At 58.3% G+C, this 16,274-nt stretch carries 16 protein-coding genes and 4 pseudogenes; 13 read left to right on the top strand and 7 right to left on the bottom strand.

Annotated elements, in window-relative coordinates; all coding sequences use genetic code 11:
- Nucleotides 1-69 precede the first annotated feature (69 nt).
- The 4 genes and pseudogenes from LJU32_15545 to LJU32_15530 form a co-directional block, all read right to left on the bottom strand.
- Nucleotides 70-723: pseudogene (locus tag LJU32_15545) on the bottom strand (DUF2931 family protein).
- Nucleotides 723-2,264, bottom strand: a complete 1,542-nt coding sequence (locus LJU32_15540; GenBank protein ID WKV87212.1) for a DUF2235 domain-containing protein — start codon at nt 2,262-2,264, stop codon at nt 723-725. Before LJU32_15540 ends, LJU32_15545 begins: the two are co-directional and overlap by 1 nt.
- Before the next feature lie 138 nt (nt 2,265-2,402).
- Nucleotides 2,403-2,762 (bottom strand): DUF6124 family protein, encoded by a 360-nt coding sequence (locus tag LJU32_15535; GenBank protein ID WKV87211.1) that lies wholly within the window; start codon nt 2,760-2,762, stop codon nt 2,403-2,405.
- Between the two features lie 509 nt (nt 2,763-3,271).
- Nucleotides 3,272-4,183, bottom strand: coding sequence for a transcriptional regulator GcvA (locus tag LJU32_15530; GenBank protein WKV87210.1), 912 nt, complete (start codon nt 4,181-4,183; stop codon nt 3,272-3,274).
- Nucleotides 4,184-4,325: 142 nt separating this feature from the next.
- Here LJU32_15530 and LJU32_15525 point away from each other — a divergent pair, with 142 nt between their 5' ends.
- The 8 genes and pseudogenes from LJU32_15525 to LJU32_15490 all read left to right on the top strand — a co-directional run bounded on the left by LJU32_15525 (nt 4,326) and on the right by LJU32_15490 (nt 10,102).
- On the top strand, nt 4,326-4,700 hold the full coding sequence (locus LJU32_15525; protein ID WKV87209.1) for a hypothetical protein: 375 nt from the start codon (nt 4,326-4,328) through the stop codon (nt 4,698-4,700).
- Nucleotides 4,670-5,617 carry an aminotransferase class I/II-fold pyridoxal phosphate-dependent enzyme gene (locus LJU32_15520; GenBank protein WKV91108.1) on the top strand — a complete coding sequence of 316 codons (948 nt, stop codon included), beginning with the start codon at nt 4,670-4,672 and terminating at the stop codon, nt 5,615-5,617. Before LJU32_15525 ends, LJU32_15520 begins: the two co-directional genes overlap by 31 nt.
- Nucleotides 5,618-5,652: 35 nt before the next feature.
- Nucleotides 5,653-6,516 (top strand): TauD/TfdA family dioxygenase, encoded by an 864-nt coding sequence (locus tag LJU32_15515; GenBank protein WKV91107.1) that lies wholly within the window; start codon nt 5,653-5,655, stop codon nt 6,514-6,516.
- Nucleotides 6,517-6,592: 76 nt separating this feature from the next.
- Nucleotides 6,593-7,324 (top strand): hypothetical protein, encoded by a 732-nt coding sequence (locus LJU32_15510; GenBank protein ID WKV87208.1) that lies wholly within the window; start codon nt 6,593-6,595, stop codon nt 7,322-7,324.
- Between the two features lie 76 nt (nt 7,325-7,400).
- Nucleotides 7,401-7,544 carry a hypothetical protein gene (locus LJU32_15505; protein ID WKV87207.1) on the top strand — a complete coding sequence of 48 codons (144 nt, stop codon included), beginning with the start codon at nt 7,401-7,403 and terminating at the stop codon, nt 7,542-7,544.
- Nucleotides 7,545-7,553: 9 nt separating this feature from the next.
- Nucleotides 7,554-7,976, top strand: a complete 423-nt coding sequence (locus LJU32_15500) for a DoxX family protein (protein WKV87206.1) — start codon at nt 7,554-7,556, stop codon at nt 7,974-7,976.
- Between the two features lie 65 nt (nt 7,977-8,041).
- Nucleotides 8,042-9,550 carry a UbiD family decarboxylase gene (locus tag LJU32_15495; GenBank protein WKV87205.1) on the top strand — a complete coding sequence of 503 codons (1,509 nt, stop codon included), beginning with the start codon at nt 8,042-8,044 and terminating at the stop codon, nt 9,548-9,550.
- Nucleotides 9,537-10,102 (top strand): annotated as a pseudogene (locus LJU32_15490) (UbiX family flavin prenyltransferase). The gene LJU32_15495 and the pseudogene LJU32_15490 overlap by 14 nt, the downstream one beginning before the upstream one ends.
- A 175-nt stretch (nt 10,103-10,277) precedes the next feature.
- On the opposite strand, the gene LJU32_15485 reads toward LJU32_15490, so the two are convergent.
- Together LJU32_15485 and LJU32_15480 are read right to left on the bottom strand one after the other, a co-directional pair.
- Nucleotides 10,278-10,949: an MFS transporter gene (locus LJU32_15485; GenBank protein WKV87204.1), complete on the bottom strand. Its 672-nt coding sequence runs from the start codon at nt 10,947-10,949 to the stop codon at nt 10,278-10,280.
- Nucleotides 10,859-11,631 (bottom strand): annotated as a pseudogene (locus LJU32_15480) (MFS transporter). Before LJU32_15480 ends, LJU32_15485 begins: the two are co-directional and overlap by 91 nt.
- Before the next feature lie 117 nt (nt 11,632-11,748).
- Between LJU32_15480 and LJU32_15475 the strand changes: the two are divergent.
- From LJU32_15475 to LJU32_15460, 4 genes and pseudogenes are all read left to right on the top strand, one after another.
- Nucleotides 11,749-12,674 (top strand): annotated as a pseudogene (locus tag LJU32_15475) (LysR family transcriptional regulator).
- Between the two features lie 154 nt (nt 12,675-12,828).
- Complete coding sequence (gstA, locus tag LJU32_15470; GenBank protein ID WKV87203.1) at nt 12,829-13,440, top strand: glutathione transferase GstA; 612 nt, start codon at nt 12,829-12,831, stop codon at nt 13,438-13,440.
- 62 nt (nt 13,441-13,502) lie between these two features.
- Nucleotides 13,503-13,874 carry a RidA family protein gene (locus LJU32_15465; protein ID WKV87202.1) on the top strand — a complete coding sequence of 124 codons (372 nt, stop codon included), beginning with the start codon at nt 13,503-13,505 and terminating at the stop codon, nt 13,872-13,874.
- Nucleotides 13,864-14,268 carry a nuclear transport factor 2 family protein gene (locus tag LJU32_15460; GenBank protein WKV87201.1) on the top strand — a complete coding sequence of 135 codons (405 nt, stop codon included), beginning with the start codon at nt 13,864-13,866 and terminating at the stop codon, nt 14,266-14,268. Before LJU32_15465 ends, LJU32_15460 begins: the two co-directional genes overlap by 11 nt.
- 99 nt (nt 14,269-14,367) lie before the next feature.
- Here LJU32_15460 and LJU32_15455 read toward each other — a convergent pair whose 3' ends face one another.
- Nucleotides 14,368-15,237, bottom strand: coding sequence for an NmrA family NAD(P)-binding protein (locus LJU32_15455; protein WKV87200.1), 870 nt, complete (start codon nt 15,235-15,237; stop codon nt 14,368-14,370).
- A 120-nt stretch (nt 15,238-15,357) separates the two neighbouring features.
- On the opposite strand from LJU32_15455, the gene LJU32_15450 reads away from it, so the two are divergent.
- Nucleotides 15,358-16,233: a LysR family transcriptional regulator gene (locus LJU32_15450; protein WKV87199.1), complete on the top strand. Its 876-nt coding sequence runs from the start codon at nt 15,358-15,360 to the stop codon at nt 16,231-16,233.
- Nucleotides 16,234-16,274: the final 41 nt, after the last annotated feature.

The raw sequence follows: 16,274 nt of genomic DNA, 5'->3' as shown, positions 1-16,274 counted from the left end.
CCCTAATCCAACTCAAATAACTGAAACGGTCTGGCGCCTGGAAAGTAGATGGAGCTCCATCCACATCATTTACCAACTACCGTACGGGATGCCGAACTTATCAATGTATCGCTTGGCCTTTTCACTCACGGGATAAGCATAGCGCCCGCCATGCTTGCCCTGCTCAGGGCCAAGAGGTTCGAGTTCGCCTTGAGCATGGGAGACTTTTATCGGGCGGTGGCAGGAGTCCCTGACCCATGCTTGAAGCACTCCCCGGGGCGAGCCCCACAAGCAGCGTTGCGGAGTAACGTGCGGTTCTTTCGGGAGTCTTTGGGCACCGCTGGTGTGTGGACTGCACCATCAGTTGCCTCGCTTCTTCTGGAATCTCTATGAAGCCTTTATAGGTTTTCTGCTCCGATATCGACTGCCAACGGACAAAAATCATTCGAGGAAGGTCAGCACCGGTTACCAAAACTCCAGAACCACCGACTGTTCCCCAACCGCGGGCAGACTCCGTCCCATCTTCTGGTTCGCCTCCGGGAGCAGATTTTCCACCGACTCTGAAAAAATTCTGTTATTGATATCCAGCACCGAGCTGTCCTCAACCCAGATCTTCATGTAATTCGGCTCAACGAATCCTATTTGCCACCAAGGAGACTTGGGGTCATCTTCTCCACTTTCGAAACCTCCTTTCTGGCAGCCCATTAACAATAAAGCGCCAAGCAGAACGATTACAGACTTCATTACCAGAGTTTCCAATCAGCTACGTGAGGGTGTTGTACACGGATCGCGTCTTCCGTCGGGGCGTTGATGTAAACAGCATCAATGCCGCTCCCATCTCTTCTTCCGAGGGGATGATTCCAGTTTGCAGAGGGATGAATGTACTTCAGCTTGAGCAAAGCCTCTTCTTCTGCAGTTGTTCTGTAGTTTCCTGTGAGAAATCGGTCACAAAGAGATTGGAGTTCTGCCGGCACGGAGTATTCGTCATCTTCGGGTATATCAATGAATTGAACACCCTTTTCTTTTGCCAGCTGATACATGACTCTTAAATAAACTCTCGAAAGTTTTCCACTCACCGGACGTTTCAATTGTAGAGCGGCATATACGCGCTTCTGCCCCGGTGAAAGCCTGTCTTGATGCTCCTGCGGAATTTCGAAGGAGGCCGGGGTGACAATATCCAGCAGATGCGCAGGCCATCCTTTAGCAATCCACTCGCTTTTTACACGCGCGGCGTCGTGATAAATCGACGTCGTTGAAACGTCTACGTACCGAGGCACAGCGAGAGTTTGCATAGGGCTGACGAGCACGCATTCTTCGACTTCATCGAGATAGCTGCCGCCAATATCCGAATGAACCCCAGGAAGAGTGTACTCAGGGTGCGCGGGTTTCACTCGGCTGAGGGCAAAATTAGCGCGACATTCATCACGCGCTACGAGATGTACGACATCCATGAAGTATTGACGGTCCAGGTACAGCCTCACACCGGGAGCTATGGGACTTTTCACCCGGCCGAGATTGGTGAAGCCGGCAATCGAGGGCACCGTGTCAAAGAGCCCGATGAAACCCATTTTGATGCCGTTTCCGTATTTATTATCAAAGGTGCGACTGAAATCTGCGGCGTTCCGGTTTAGGATATCTCCTAAAGCTCCTTGCTTACCCCGCACCACTTCATTTGCGAAGTGCCGTGCAGCAGCAGCCCCACGACTGAAGCCAAATGTATCGAACGTCAGGGACGCAATTTCACTGTCGGGGTTCTCTTGCAGTGCCTCTTCGATAGCTTGTTTTATCTGCGTGAAGGACGCTTGTACGCGACTCGTAACACCAGTCTCACCTCGCCCCGTTCCAGCACCTACAGCGCTATCCATCTGATTGCTTTCAGTGCCTATACCTTCGACATATATTGGGCTTGAGACGTACTTAAGAAAGCCATCGCCTTCGGCTTTCTGGGTCTTTTTATACAGAGAAAACAATTTCTTGATATTCGTAGGCCCGGCACCATAACTACTATCCGGATCACTCATGTAAGGCATACAGCTAGCCGGTATATCCTCCGGCGCAATCGGATGCTGGGCACCGCACAACAACCCCGCAGCAGAGTTGTTCGCATTGTTGCCCGTGCCATCAAAGAACACCCCAATCCTCAACGCAATGCCTATTTTCTCAGGCTCGCGCGCGGGTTCTTTCCCGTGTTTCTCATACTCGGCCCAGTGCTGGGCGTGTATGTCGACGGGTTTGGCTTGTTCGTAGCGGTAGTTTTTCGGCGGGTTTGGAACGTAGCCACTCAATCCTTGATTCCTTGTTCTGATCCTTGAAGAACGGCCCGAAGGGTGACAGTCGGGGCCGGGTGGTGCAAGCCGTGGCGGTGTGCCAGTCATGGCACAACAGGGGGATGCGACGAGGTTTGGCGCTCGTCGCGTTGCGGGTTATTTGGCTATTTCGACTTTGTCCAAAGCCTGATTTACCGCGATTTCGCCGAGCATGACGACTTGGGCGATGCCCAGCAGGGTTTTGCGGCGCGGGTTGTCGAGCAGCGCGGCGAAGTCGTAGAGCATGGTGGTGGCCGAGCCGAGGGATTCGCTGGCGTTGGCCAGCAGGGATTCGGTGTCGTATTTCGGATTGGCGAGGAACATCTGTTCCGGGGTGTTGGTGCTGGCCAGGATTTCAGCGGGACCGAGATAGTGATCGAGGGCGCGTTCGGCGGCTTCGTGAAGCTTTTTCGAGGCGCTGGATTCGTAGGGCGATGCGGGGTCGTTGGTTGGGGGATTGGGTGTGACTTTGAACATGGTGAAACTCCTGATTATTGGTCTGGAGCTACCAACATCACTTGCAGATGATGGGTGGCAGCTGTGTGCGGGTCTGCAAGACCGGGAAATCAGGAACCCGGCAGACCCGAAGGTCTCCCGCACAAAGCCGCCATTGAGCGGACACGAACAAGTGTCCTTTGGCAGGACGATGCGACTGATTTCCGACGGGCTTGCAGACCCGATCACTGATGAGTAGTGACACGAGTCAAGTTACGGAGGGAACGGCAGACGCACAAGCCGGCGGATTCTGGCGTAGTGGTAGGGAATGGCGCAAGGCGTTGTAGCCGTTTGCTTGAGTCTGGAGTAATCGTTTAAACGAACTCGGTATTTTGTGTTTATGTGGTGACGAATGGGCTGGCGTCATCGCGAGCAGGCTTACGCCTGCAAGAGGAATTTGGCGGAGCCGAAATTACCGGTGTCTGGCAGCGCATCGCCGCCAACGTGTTCGCTTCCTGATCGCCGACCGCCTATCAAGGATGGCCGCGAAATCAGGGTTTGACGGTGCCTGCGCCTTGCACCAGATCAATCAGCCATGTGCGGAAGGCCACGACCTTGTTGGAGTTGGCAATTTCCAGCGGTGTCACCAGATAGAAACCAAGATCGGATTTCAATCGAAGGTTGAATGGCGCGACCAGCTTTCCGGCCTTCAAGTCGTCATCGACGTAGGTCGAACGTCCAATGCAGACGCCGAGACCATCAATGGCGGCCTGCACCGCCATCATCGCCAGATCGAACGTCAAACGCGTACCCTCGGCCAGTTTTTTCGGCTGGCCCGCCGCGCTTAGCCACATGTTCCAGTCATTGCTTGTCATGCCGCTCACTTGCAATAACTTGTGATGGGCAAGATCGACGGGAGTCCTCAAGGCCTGCGGGCCGAGCAGTAGCTTCGGGCTGCAGACCGGAAAGATTTCGTCCGACATCAGCCAGTCTGCACGCAGCCCTTTCCAGTCACCGAAGCCATAGCGAATCGCCGCATCGATACCGCCCTTGCGGAAATCGACCAGGTCCGTCGAGGCGGTTACGCGCACGTCGATATTGGGAAATGCATCCTGAAAAGATGCCAGGCGCGGCAAAAGCCATTTGGAGGCAAGCGACACCAGAGTACTGATGGTCAACGCACTGTTATTCGTGGACTCCAGCAGCATTTCAGTCGAGTAACGCAACTCATGAAATGCCGAGCGGATACCGGGCAGGTAGGCGTGGCCTTCAGTCGTCAGCGCCAGGCCGTCCTTGAGTCTCAGAAACAAACGAATTCCGAGTTCATCTTCGAGGCGACGAATCTGATGGCTGATGGCCGTCTGCGTGACATTCAGCTCTTCGGCCGCCTTGGTAAAGCTCATATGGCGCGCAGCGGCTTCGAACGCTTTCAATCCATTGAGAGAGGGAATCCGGGTAACCATAAGACTTCGTAATGCTCATGAGATTTTGTCATAAGGTAACAGCGGAGAAGTCCTTTGCAAAATGTTTCAGCGGTCGTGGATTCTAGCGCCGTTCCTGAGCCATTACGGCTTCGGGAACACCCACTCAAAGGATGAGGTCGCCATGAATAACGCCGTTGAAACAAGCAGCGTCGCGCTTGAAAAAACATCCCGGTCAAAAGCGCGCAATGCGTCGAGAATGGCTGAAATCAGCCGTCCGCATTTCGATGCTGCGTATGAAAAAGGTCTGATGGGGGTGTCCTGCCGCGTGCTGGACAACCGCCGTATCGAAATCGCCACCAGCGGCAAGGAAGTGATTGACTATACGCGCTGCGGCTACCTTAACCTCGATGCGCACCCCAAAGTGCTCGCTGCCGCCAGGGCCTCAATGGAAGAAACGCCCTCCACGCACTTTTCGGTCGCCCGTACGCGCCTGTCCGCCGAACCGCTGGTACGCCTGGAAAAACCCTGGCCAAACTGTTTGACGTCAACGGCATAGTAGTTTTCCCGACAGTCGCCGCTGCCAATATGGGTGCCCTGCCCCTCTTGGCTGCCGGCCTGTTCACCGGCGGTGAGAAGCCGCTGATCGCCTTCGACCGCTTTGCTCACGTGACCTTGCAGTATCACATTCCGGTCTTGCGCGAAGAGACTGACGTAATCGTCATCGAGCATAACGACCTCGATCACCTGGAACGCTTGTGCAAAAGCGGTCGTAAGGTTGCGTATGTGGGCGACGGTGCCTATTCGATGGGTGGCGCCGCGCCAGTTCGCGAATTACGCGCGCTGCAGGATAAATACGGGCTGTTCGTCTATCTGGACGACGCCCACGGGATTTCGGTGGTCGGGCAGCGCGGCGAGGGCTTCGTTCGTTCGCAACTCGACGGTCTGGATGAAAACACCATCGTGGCCGCATCGCTGGGCAAGGGCTACGGTGCCGCCGGCGGGCTGTTGATGCTGGGCACCCAACATGTCGAGAACGCGATCCGCCGTTATGCGCCGACCTACGGCTTCTCCTGCGCTCCCAATATGGCGGCCGTCGGTGCTGCGCTGGCTTCGGCGGAAATTCATGCCACGCCTGAACTGCACAAACTGCAACGGTCACTGCGCAACAACATGGCGCTGTTCGACAACCTGATCCCGACCGAAACCAGCGGCAGCGAACTGCCGATTCGCATCGTTCGTATTGGCAACGAAGAGCAGGCCATTGCCAAAGGCGAGTACCTGTTGCAGCAGGGTCACTACACCTCCGTCGTGTTCTTCCCGACAGTGCCGCGCGGCCAGGCTGCTCTGCGCATGTCAGTCACCTCGGCACACAACCCGGCCGACATCCTCGACCTGAGCCTGATGCTCAAAAGCAGCGTGTCGCCACAAGTGAACCCGGGTGCCGACCAACACCAGCCTGCGCTGGCTGTTTGACTGACGTCGTGCAGGAGACACTTAACGTGAAGCGAATGGATTTGACCGACACCTTTGTCACCGCGGTGACAGATTTCGATATCAACACGGCGTCCCTGAATGAGATTCGTGCCATTCAGGAACTGGTCTACGAGCGCAAAGTGGTGGCGCTGAAGAACCAGCGATTGACTCGCGAAGGCTATCAGCAATTCGCCGGATGTTTCGGCGAACTGGAGCAGTTCAGGCTCAAGAATTACCACGACCCGGCGTTCCCGAACATTCTGGTAATCAACAATCGCAATGGCGGTGGCGCAACCGGTGCACGCAAGCTCGGCAACATGTGGCACAGCGATTCGAGCTACCTGGCAGAACCGTTGCCACTGACCATGCTGCACGCACAGCAATTGCCCGAAGCGGGTGGCGATACCCTGTTCGTGGATATGCAGTCGGTGTACGACGATTTGCCCAGAGACTTGTATGAGCGGGTCAGGAATCGACAAGCCGTACACGACGTGCGCTGGACCTACAAAGTCAAGGAAGACGACGTAGGCGAGTCGATCCAAGAGATTTTCACACGCCTGGAGCAGACATTTCCCGCCAGCACACACCCCACAGTTGCCATACATCCGCGCACCGGACGCGAAAGCCTGTACGTCAATCCGGGTTACACAGCGCACATCAGCGGCTATTCGCCAGAGCAGAGTCAGGCATTGCTTGACCAGCTTTTCGCATTCGCGCTGACGCCGGAGCGGATCTTCAATTACCAATGGGAGCCCCACGATCTGCTGATCTGGGACAACCGCTCCGTATGGCACTGCGCCACCGAATTGCCCCGCGATGCCGAACGGGTGATGTTTCGCATTGGCATCAATGACGGCGAGTTCTTTGCCAAAGATGAACTGAAGGAGCATGTCGCATGAGCAAAAAGCGCGTTTTGATTGCTCATATCCTCGGCGATGAAGGAAGCGCCTGCTGCGCGAGCGCGACGATATCGAGGTGGTGGAGTTCGCCAATACGATTGAGCAAAGTCAGTTTCAGGCACTGCTGGAAAGTTTCGATGCCGTACACGGTGTCGTCCTCGGACTGACCCGATTCGGCCCAGCCGAGTTGCAACGCGCGACAGGGTTGCAGGTAGTGTCACGGATCGGCGTCGGCTTCGATGCGGTGGATATCCCGGTAATGACCGAAGCGGCGATTCCGGTAATGGTTTGCGCCAACGCCAATCACCGCGCAGTCGCCGAGCATACGCTGGGATTCATGTTGGCCTTGGCCAAACGCACCGAGGCGCTGAGTCGCCTGGTGCGCAATGGCGATTGGCATCAGCGCTACGAGTATCTGCCCAGCGAGCTGGAAGGTCGTGAAGCATTGCTCATCGGTTGCGGCCGAATAGGCGCTCGGGTCGCCACTCTGCTGTTGGCACTGGGGATGCGGGTCAGGGTGTATGACCCTTATCTCGCCGCGCAGCACTTGCCCCACGGCGTGGAGCCGGTTGCCGTCCTGGAAGGTGCATTGGCGAGCGCCGACTACGTCAGTCTGCACTGTCCCAAAACCGCCGAAACGGTTGGCTTGTTGTCCGCCGAACGCTTGGCTTTGATGAAACCCCACGCGTATGTGATCAACACCGCGCGTGGCGGCATCGTCGATGAACAGGCGCTGTATGAGGCGTTGAGGCAGAACCGACTGGGGGGCTGCGCTGGATGTATTTCTGCCGGAACCGCCCGCTCCTAGCAGCGGTTTGCCAAGTCTGGACAACGTTATCAGCTCGCCGCACCTGGCGGGAGTATCCCGCGAGGCCGTCAGCCGCATGGCGAAACTGGCTGCGGGCAATGTTCTCGCGGTTTTCGACGCTGAACCCAACCACGACAACGCGGTGAACCCGCAAGTATTCGCGCGTGCGTTTCAGCTCGCCGACACGCAGTCAGCCAGCACGTTTCCTTACCCAATCTGAGGCCATGCAATGTACTTACGCTATCAATTGTTCGACGACCAACGCGACGCAATGATCCTGGTGGCCCGGATCATGATTTTGATCCTCTACGGTTACTTCGGCTTCACCTACGTCACCGATCACGGCAGCTTCGTCAGCTATCTGAAAACGGTAAACGCGCCGATACCCGAGTTCACCGCCATCGTCGCCACCATCATCGAATTCTTCGGTGGTCTGGCACTGTTGTTCGGCTTCTGGACCCGGCCGATCGCGGCGATCTTCGTGGTGTACACCATTGGCACCGGCATCATCGGCCATGCTTTCTGGAACAGCACCAACCCGGCCGATCATCACACGCTATTCGTGCACTTCTTCAAGAACGTGAGCATTGCCGGCGGTTTCCTCTTCCTCTGCCTTCTGGGGCCTGGAAAGTACTCGATCGACAAACGTTGATCCTCTGGCGACGGGCGCAGCAATGCTGCCCGTCGCTTCCATTTCAGTGCTTGCGGATATCCAACATGAACGAATTGATTGAACCGGTTGCCGACCTGCGCGACTGGCTGGCACGGGCCGAAAAGATCGGCGAATTGCAGACTGTCTCGCCCGCTGTCGATCCGGTTGAGGAAATGAGCGCCATCACTTATTTGTTGGCTCGCCAGGCTGCTTCGCCTGCGGTGCTCTTCGACCAGGCGGACTCGCCGCTGGGCTTACGCCACCTGTGGAATATTTTCGGCCCAAGCGTGGCTCGCACCGCGATCACCCTGGAGGAAGCACCGGATACGCCAACGATGGAATTGATCCGGCGCACCAAAGACAAGCTCAGGCACAGCATCGCCCCGCTGGAGGTCAGCGCTGAAGCCGCACCGATCTATCAGAACACCCTCACCGGCCATGACATCGACCTCACCCGGCTGCCGATTCCCAAGCACTGGCCCCGAGACGGCGGCGCTTACGCCGGTACCGCGGACGCGGTGTTCACCCGCGATCAGGCCTCGGGTTACCTGAATGTCGGCACCTATCGAATGATGATCCAAGGCCCCCGCGAGGTCGGCCTGTCACTGGCCCCAGGCAAGGACGCTTTGCGTCACATTCATCAGGCATGGGCCAAGGGCGAGGCGCTGCCCGTTGCTGCTGCCTGGGGTGTCGACCCGCTGATGATGGTCGTGGGGTCGCAATCCCTGCCACCGGGCGTCAGCGAATACGACTTCGCCGGGGGCATCAAAGGCAAGCCTATCGAAGTGGTACGGGCCAGACATTCCGACTTGTTGATTCCTGCGGCTGCCGAGATTGTCATTGAAGGCCTGATTCGTCCCGGTTCGACCCGCGAAGAAGGCCCTTTCGGCGAGTTCACCGGTTACTACGGCTACAAGGACATCGATTGCCCGCTGATCGAAGTCACTGCCCTGCACTATCGCACCCGACCGATCCTGACCAATGCCTTGATGGCTGATTTCCCCTCGAACGAACAAAGCGCATTTTTTTCGACGATCCGCTCGGCGAAAATCTGGAGCGATCTCGACAAACTCGGCATCCAGGGCATCCACGGGGTGTACTGCCCTCCGGCCGCAGCCGGTGCGTTCGGCATGATCGTGATCAGCCTGGAACAGAAATACGCCGGTCACGCTGCACAGGCCCTGGCACTCGCCAGCCAGGTCCCCGGTGGCGCCTATATCAGCAAGTGGATCGTCGCGGTTGACGAGGATGTCGATCCCACCGACATGAACCAAGTGCTCTGGGCAATGGCCACACGTGCAACTCCCAGCGATGACATCGATATTCTGCGCAACACGCGCGGCTCGCCGCTGGACCCGGCGCAGAACCCGCCAGAGAAACGTTTTTTCGGTTCCAAGGCCTTGATCAACGCCTGCAAGGATTACCGCAACATACGCCACTTCCCGACGCGCACGTTATTGCGCCCATCGGTGTACGCGCGCGTCAGCGAACGCTGGGCCGCGTTGGGCCTGCCGGGTCAACCGCCGTTGATCAGCACATTCGACGAGGCGGTAGATTCTCATGAACAGCCCTGAGCGGCGGATTGTCGTCGGCATCAGCGGGGCCAGCGGCGTGATTTATGGCGTGCGTACGTTGGTGCTGTTGCGCGAACTGGGCATTGCCACGCATCTGGTGATGACCCGCTCGGCCCAGGTCACATTGGCCCACGAACTGGACATGAAAGTGGCGGACGTCAAAGCGCTGGCCAGTGTCGTACACGACCCTGCGGACATTGGCGCCTCGATTTCCAGCGGTTCGTTCAAGACACTGGGCATGGTCGTGACTCCTTGCTCCATCAAAAGCCTTTCGGAGATCTCCAGCGGCATCACCGGCACCCTGCTCAGCCGTGCCGCCGACGTGACACTCAAGGAACGTCGACCGCTGATTTTAATGGTGAGGAAACGCCGTTACATCTGGGGCACCTGCGCAGCATGACCCAGATTTGTGAAATGGGCGGCATCGTGATGCCGCCAGTACCGGCGTTCTATGCCAGACCCCAATCGATCCAGGACATGGTCGACCATACGCTTGGGCGCATGCTTGATCTGTTGGGACTGGATACCGGAACCGTGCGGCGCTGGGGCTGAATTCCCGGTTGGCTGCATCATCGGCAAGTGTGTCCAGACGCCTTGCCGACTCGCTCTTTCACAATCAGGAACCACGCTATACCGTTGCGTTTGCCTGCTCGCTCAAACCGAGTGCGGCCGGGCGAATGCAACGCTGTGTCATCGAAACACTCACCGGCAAGCTTCGGCACGCCGGTCAGCATTCACCCACAGCATCGACTTCGTCGGTGTAAAGCCGCATGACGGTCAGCACGGCCGCCGCCGCAAATGACAACGCAATGATTGCCAACGCAGCGGTTGCGTGTCCCGAGCCCTGGAACGTCGCACCGAGCAAGGCAATACCCATCACTCCGCCACACTGGCGGGCCGCATTGAGCACGCCGGAGCCGATTCCGACCTTGCCGCTCGGCACACTTGCCAGACAGGCACCGACGATCACCGGCAAGGTCGCACCGCCGAGGCCGATCAACAAACCGCCAAGCACCAGGCTTACAGCATTCATATCGAACAGTGCCAGCGATGCCGCGCCGAGTGCGCCGCACAACATGCCAGCAGCACCGACTGAGCGGGCACCCAATGCATTCGACAGGCGTCCGGAAAGGCTGGCCATCACACCGGTTGCGAGCGTCATCGGAATCATCGCCACGCCGATTTCAACAGGGGCGCGACCTTGCCCCTGCAAGGCAAACGGCAATACGAAAAGACTGCCGTAGTAAGCCAGCGTTTGCAGAAACCCGGCGCCGATCGCTGCAGAAAAGGTTCTGGAGGCAAACAGATTCAGGGCAGCATCGGTTCGCGCCGAGTTCGCTGCGAATGGACGAATGCCACGGCGGTCATCAAAGCGGTGAGCAGTGCAGCCATGACCCACGCATGTCCCCAGCCCCATACGGGGCCTTCAATCAAAGCGAAGATCAACGACACCAGCGCCAGGGCCGAAAGCACCTGCCCTGCCCAGTCGATAGAACGTGGCCGGACGGCAACGGGCCTGCTGCGTAGCGCGCAGCTGAGCAGCGCAACCATACAAAACGGCACATTGAGGTAGAAAATCGCACGCCAGTTGATGTGCTCGACCAGCAAGCCCCCCAACAAAGGTCCGCTCACCAGCGCCAGCGCCGAGATTCCACCCCACAGCGCAACGGCCCTCGCCCGTGCGCCGGGCTCGGGTAGGCCTCGACCAGCAGCGCCATGGAGCTGGGCAGCATCAATGCCGCTCCGACGCCTTGCACGGCACGCGCCGCAATCAGCGCCAAGACATTGCTGGCCGATCCACATGCTATCGATGCGCCCGTGAATATCACCAAGGCCCACACAAACACTCGCCTCGCGCCCAAACGATCGCTCAATGCACCGGCAGACAGGAGCAGGCTGGCAAAGACCAGCGTGTAGGCACCGGCAATCCATTGCAGACGATCCATCCCCGCTGCCAGGTCGCGACCCATCTCGGGTAGCGCGACATTCAGCGCTGTGACGTCCAGCGCGACCATGAACGAGCTCAACGCCACGCTCAGTAACACGGGCGTCGCCGACGCAGGCCTGACCACCAGATCCATTGACAGAGTTTTGCCCACCTTCCACCACCTCACTGTGTATTCATCGTGATCCTGAGGCGGTGCGCAGGCTCCGTAAAATTAAATCTCGATTACCTGAACATAAGAGGAACTACTGAGATGATGAACCTGATGCATTGGCGACTGCTGGTCGCCGTGGCTGACGCCGAGAATGTTTCCCGCGCCGCCGAGCGCTATGGCATCACCCAGTCGGGCGCCAGTCAGGCCTTGACCCAGATGGAGGAAGCACTCGGGGTCAAAGTGTTTGTGCGTGATCGACGCCAGACCACTGCAACGGCCATTGGCCAGCAAATCATTGACCGCGCGCGGCGCATGCTCAGTGAATTCGAATCGATTCAGAATCTGGTGGACGCATCACGTGGGTGTCACTTGGGGCGAATCAAACTCGCCAGCTTTCCCTCGGTATTCGCCAACCTGCTGCCACCGCTGCTGCAAAGTTTCAGTCGGCTGCACCCGGGCATCGAAATCGTCGCGCTGGAAGGCACCGATGAAGAAGTCGAACAGTGGCTGGCCAACAGCAGCATCGACCTTGGTGTGGTGATGAACCCTGCCCTTCGCGCGGTGCGCTGTTATTGGGCCGCGACTCGTGGGTAGCGGCAGTCCCTGCGAACCATGATCTGGCGCGCAAGTCCTCGGCCAGCACGGTCGCGCTCGAAGATCTGGTGACAGAGCCTTTCATCCTGGCAACGGGTGGCTGTCACCTCAATGGCCAGTCGCTGGTCGAGCGTGAGGGACTCACGCTAAGAGACATCAAGATCACCGTGCGCGACTGGACCACTGCATTTGCGCTGATCAGTGAAGGCATGGGCATCTCGATCGTTCCTGCCTCGACATTGCCGCTGGATCGACGCGGCATGCGGGTCTTCGAATTGGCCCGACCGATTTACCGTGAATTCGGGCTGGTCTGCTCGGCGGTCGGCGAACGGACTCCTTCCGCTCAAGCGTTTCTCAATGAAATTCGCAAGTCGAGTATTGGCAACGATATTCCGATGACGGTTCGCAGTACTGAAGCGAAAGTCGCCTGAGTGGACATAAGAGCAGCTAATGATGAGCGCATAAAATCGTAATTTTACCGATCCATGACACGCCACCAATATGTCTGGAACACGGTTCACAGCCATTGCGACGTGAGCCGGGCAATGCGTTCGGGTACGTGTTGCTTACTTCAAGGAGATCCACATGAAACTGTACTTTGCGCCAATGACCTGCTCCCTGTCGCCACACATTGTGTTGCGTGAGCTGGGCCTGCCCTTTGAACTGATCCGGGTCAACAACAAGACCAAAGCCACGGCGGACGGCCGTGATTTTCGCGCCATCAACCCCAAGGGCTATGTGGCCGCGCTGGTGCTGGACAACGGCCTGGTGCTGACTGAAGGGCCGGCCATCATTCAATTCCTGGCCGATCAGGTACCGGGCAACGCTCTGGCACCGGCCAACGGTAACTGGGAACGCACTCGCCTGCAGGAACTGCTCAATTTCATCACCTCGGAGATCCACGGTGGCAGTGCTCCGTTGTTCAATGCAGACATTCCGGAGCCGGTAAAGGAAATCTTTCGCCAGAAACTGTTCAAGCGCCTGGATTACCTGAACAAGGAACTGGTCAACAAGGATTATCTGTTGAGCACTTTCGGGCTCGCTGATGCCTACCTGTTTACGGTTTTGAAATGGCTTCCTTTCTTCAATATCGACATCGGCGACTGGCCGGAACTGGCTGCGTTCGTGGCGCGCATCGAAGCGCGTCCAAGTGTGCAGGCCGCCATCGCCGCGGAAGAGGCAACACAGCCAGTGTAATCATGGATGACAGAAGCTGGTCGATGCCGGCTTCTGCCTGACTTCAACAAGGATGAAGCCTCATGCAGACCATTGAACGCGTCCCGAGCGGCCACGCAGGACGCAGCCGTTCCTGCGCCTACGCCGACCTGGTTTACACCGTAGCGACCAGCGCGGATACCTCGCTGGACATCAGCGGCCAGACCCACCGGGCCCTCGCTACCCTGAGCGCCAGCCTCGAAGGACTCGGCTCCAACGCCTCGCGCATGCTCTCGGCGCAGGTGCTTCTTGCCGACATGGCCAGCAAACCCATTGTCGATGAAATCTGGGCGCAGTGGATTGGCGACAACCCGCAGCACTGGCCTCAGCGCGCTTGTTACGGCGTTGATCTTGGCGGGAAGTTGCTGATCGAAATCATCGTTACAGCAGTGCGGGGAGCGGCAGATGACGCTTAACGATCAAACCGATCTGCTGATCCGAACCTGCGAGGCACAGCGTTGCGCCGCCATGCTCGGTGGGCACCTGGATATTTTCAGTTACCTGTTCCACCCCGATCTCACCTACATTCACGCCAGCGGCGTCATCGACAACCTCAAAAGCTATCTGGAGAAATGCCGCTCTCGTGAATTCGTTTATCACACCCTTGATCTGCAGATCGACAAAGTGACGCGGGTCGGAGAGCTGGCGATTGCCTTGGGTGAAATGAGCACCACCGTAACCTCCGGTGGGGTGCGCAAACGTCTGCACAATCGCACGCTTACCGCCTGGCAGCGAACCGATGAGCAGTGGCAACTGCTGGTCTATCAGGCGACACCGCTCGAACCCGCTGTGGTGGTGGACGCGGGCTGAGCGATCGATCAAACCGGCGGCACCACCGGCATTCCTCACCCAGGCTTCGAAACCTAGAGTTTGCGAAGAGAACAATTCCAGGGTGAGGAGATCCCGCCATCAACTCCCGGCTACCGCCTCCCGCACGAAATCCTCATACCGACGCAGCGGATGCCCGATCAATCCCTCGATCCGCTCCACCGCCGCTGCCCCGGCCTGCATGCCGAAGCGCTGGATCCCCGCCATCATCAGGCGCATGTCATACGCCAGCCACCCCGGGCCGTAGGTCGCCAACTGCGCTTCAAATGCGGCGACATCATCGCCACCGTAGGCAACGTCGCGCCCCAGCGTGGTACTCCAGATTTTTGCTACCGACTCCCCGGTCAACACCTGCGGTCCAACCAGTTCGAGAGTGACACGTTCCTGCGCAGAATCAGCTCGATCGCGGCGCAGCAGTTCCGCCACCGCGACGTCGGCGATATCGCGCGCGTCGATCATCGCTACGCCTTGGGAGCCGATGGGCATCGGGTAGACGCCGTAGTCCTGAATGGTCTGCCGGACCATCAATTCGTTCTGCATGAAGTACGCCGGGCGCAGGATGGTAACGGGCAGGTCAAGACTTTCGAGCATGCGTTCTACGGTGTATTTGCCGGTGAAGTGCGGGACGTTGGTGAAGGTGTCGGCGTGAATCACCGACAGGTAGACGATGCGTTCGATGCCCGCCTCTTGGGCCAGGTTGAGGGTGATCAGTGCCTGGGTGACTTCGTCGGGGGTGACGGCGTTAAGCAGGAACAGCGTGCGCACCGACGCCAAGGCCTGGCGCATCGACGCCACGTCTGTGAGGTCGCCGACCACTTCGCTGACGCTGGCCGGAAAGTCGCGTTTGCCGGTCTGGCGCACGAGGGCTTTGACCTCTGCGCCCGCCTCGGCCAAGCCTTGCATGACGAGTGAGCCGATGGTGCCGGTGGCGCCAATTATGAGAATGCTCATGGTGAATCTCCTGTCGTTGTGGGCCCGCGTTTCGAAGCCCGATGAGGCGAAGATAGGCTGTTGCAGGCATAACGCACAGACACCAGAATGCAGACACTTCGTTTCAAATCCGGAACAGCCATGAACCTCAATGCCTTGATCGATTTCCTGCTTGTTGCCAGCAATGAGGGCTTGGGCAAGGCCAGTCGCGCGAGTGGCATTTCCAAGGCCACCCTGTCACGACGCATCGCCGATCTTGAGGAACAACTGGGCGTGCGTCTGATCGAGCGTAGCGCGCGCGGCTTGAAATTGACCGAAGCGGGTGAGTTGTTGATGTCGCGAACCGAAGCGCCGTTGAGTGAAGTGGCCGAAGCACTGACGGCGGCGCGCGAGGGTTTATCGACGCCGCGCGGACGTTTGCGCATCGCCGCCCCGGTGTTGTTTTCGCAACTGGCGATGGGACGGATCGGCGCCGAGTTCTGCGCGGCTTACCCGCAGATCGAGCTTGAAGTGATCGCCGAAGATCGTCGGGTTGATCTGGTCGAGGAACAATTCGATGTTGCCATCCGGATCAACCCGAGCCCGGACAGCAGTCTGGTCGGGCGCTGTTTTGCCAGGGATCGGCTGGTCGTCGTCGCCGCGCCGGACGTGGCCAAGCCAGCGCCGGGCAAGGTTGGCCTGGTGGCCGCCATCGTCATGCCGAGTTTCGAGCCGACTCAGTGGCGGCTGGATGACGGACAGTTGATTCTCCAGCCGAACCCCACGCTGCGCCTTTCTTCGTTCCTGATGATTCGCGATGCAGCCATCGCCGGAGCCGGCGCGGCGCTGCTGCCCCACTCCATCGCCCAGGCCTCACTGACTCGCGGTGAACTGACGCAGTGGGGCACGATAACGGGCGTGGAACCGGAACTCTGGGTGCTACACACGTCCCGCCGACTCGCCGCGCCAAAGGTACGTGCGTTTGTCGATTTCATTTGCGCGCGCTTCCCGGACAAAGCGTTGCTGCTAAATGCCTGACGCCGTGTAACCAACATGAACACTTGCCCAATCCTCATTCA

It is taken from the genome of Pseudomonas sp. B21_DOA (assembly GCA_030544685.1).
GTDB lineage: Bacteria > Pseudomonadota > Gammaproteobacteria > Pseudomonadales > Pseudomonadaceae > Aquipseudomonas > Aquipseudomonas fluorescens_AO.
Note: the sequence above shows the minus strand (reverse complement) of the source record. Positions and strands in the feature narration are given on the sequence as shown.

Coding starts and splice junctions, on each gene's coding strand:
- LJU32_15535 (WKV87211.1), bottom strand. CDS start 2,762: ATGTTCAAAGTCACACCCAATCCCCCAACCAACGACCCCGCATCGCCC.
- LJU32_15530 (WKV87210.1), bottom strand. CDS start 4,183: ATGGTTACCCGGATTCCCTCTCTCAATGGATTGAAAGCGTTCGAAGCC.
- LJU32_15525 (WKV87209.1), top strand. CDS start 4,326: ATGAATAACGCCGTTGAAACAAGCAGCGTCGCGCTTGAAAAAACATCC.
- LJU32_15515 (WKV91107.1), top strand. CDS start 5,653: ATGGATTTGACCGACACCTTTGTCACCGCGGTGACAGATTTCGATATC.
- LJU32_15505 (WKV87207.1), top strand. CDS start 7,401: ATGGCGAAACTGGCTGCGGGCAATGTTCTCGCGGTTTTCGACGCTGAA.
- LJU32_15500 (WKV87206.1), top strand. CDS start 7,554: ATGTACTTACGCTATCAATTGTTCGACGACCAACGCGACGCAATGATC.
- LJU32_15495 (WKV87205.1), top strand. CDS start 8,042: ATGAACGAATTGATTGAACCGGTTGCCGACCTGCGCGACTGGCTGGCA.
- gstA (WKV87203.1), top strand. CDS start 12,829: ATGAAACTGTACTTTGCGCCAATGACCTGCTCCCTGTCGCCACACATT.
- LJU32_15465 (WKV87202.1), top strand. CDS start 13,503: ATGCAGACCATTGAACGCGTCCCGAGCGGCCACGCAGGACGCAGCCGT.
- LJU32_15460 (WKV87201.1), top strand. CDS start 13,864: ATGACGCTTAACGATCAAACCGATCTGCTGATCCGAACCTGCGAGGCA.
- LJU32_15455 (WKV87200.1), bottom strand. CDS start 15,237: ATGAGCATTCTCATAATTGGCGCCACCGGCACCATCGGCTCACTCGTC.
- LJU32_15450 (WKV87199.1), top strand. CDS start 15,358: ATGAACCTCAATGCCTTGATCGATTTCCTGCTTGTTGCCAGCAATGAG.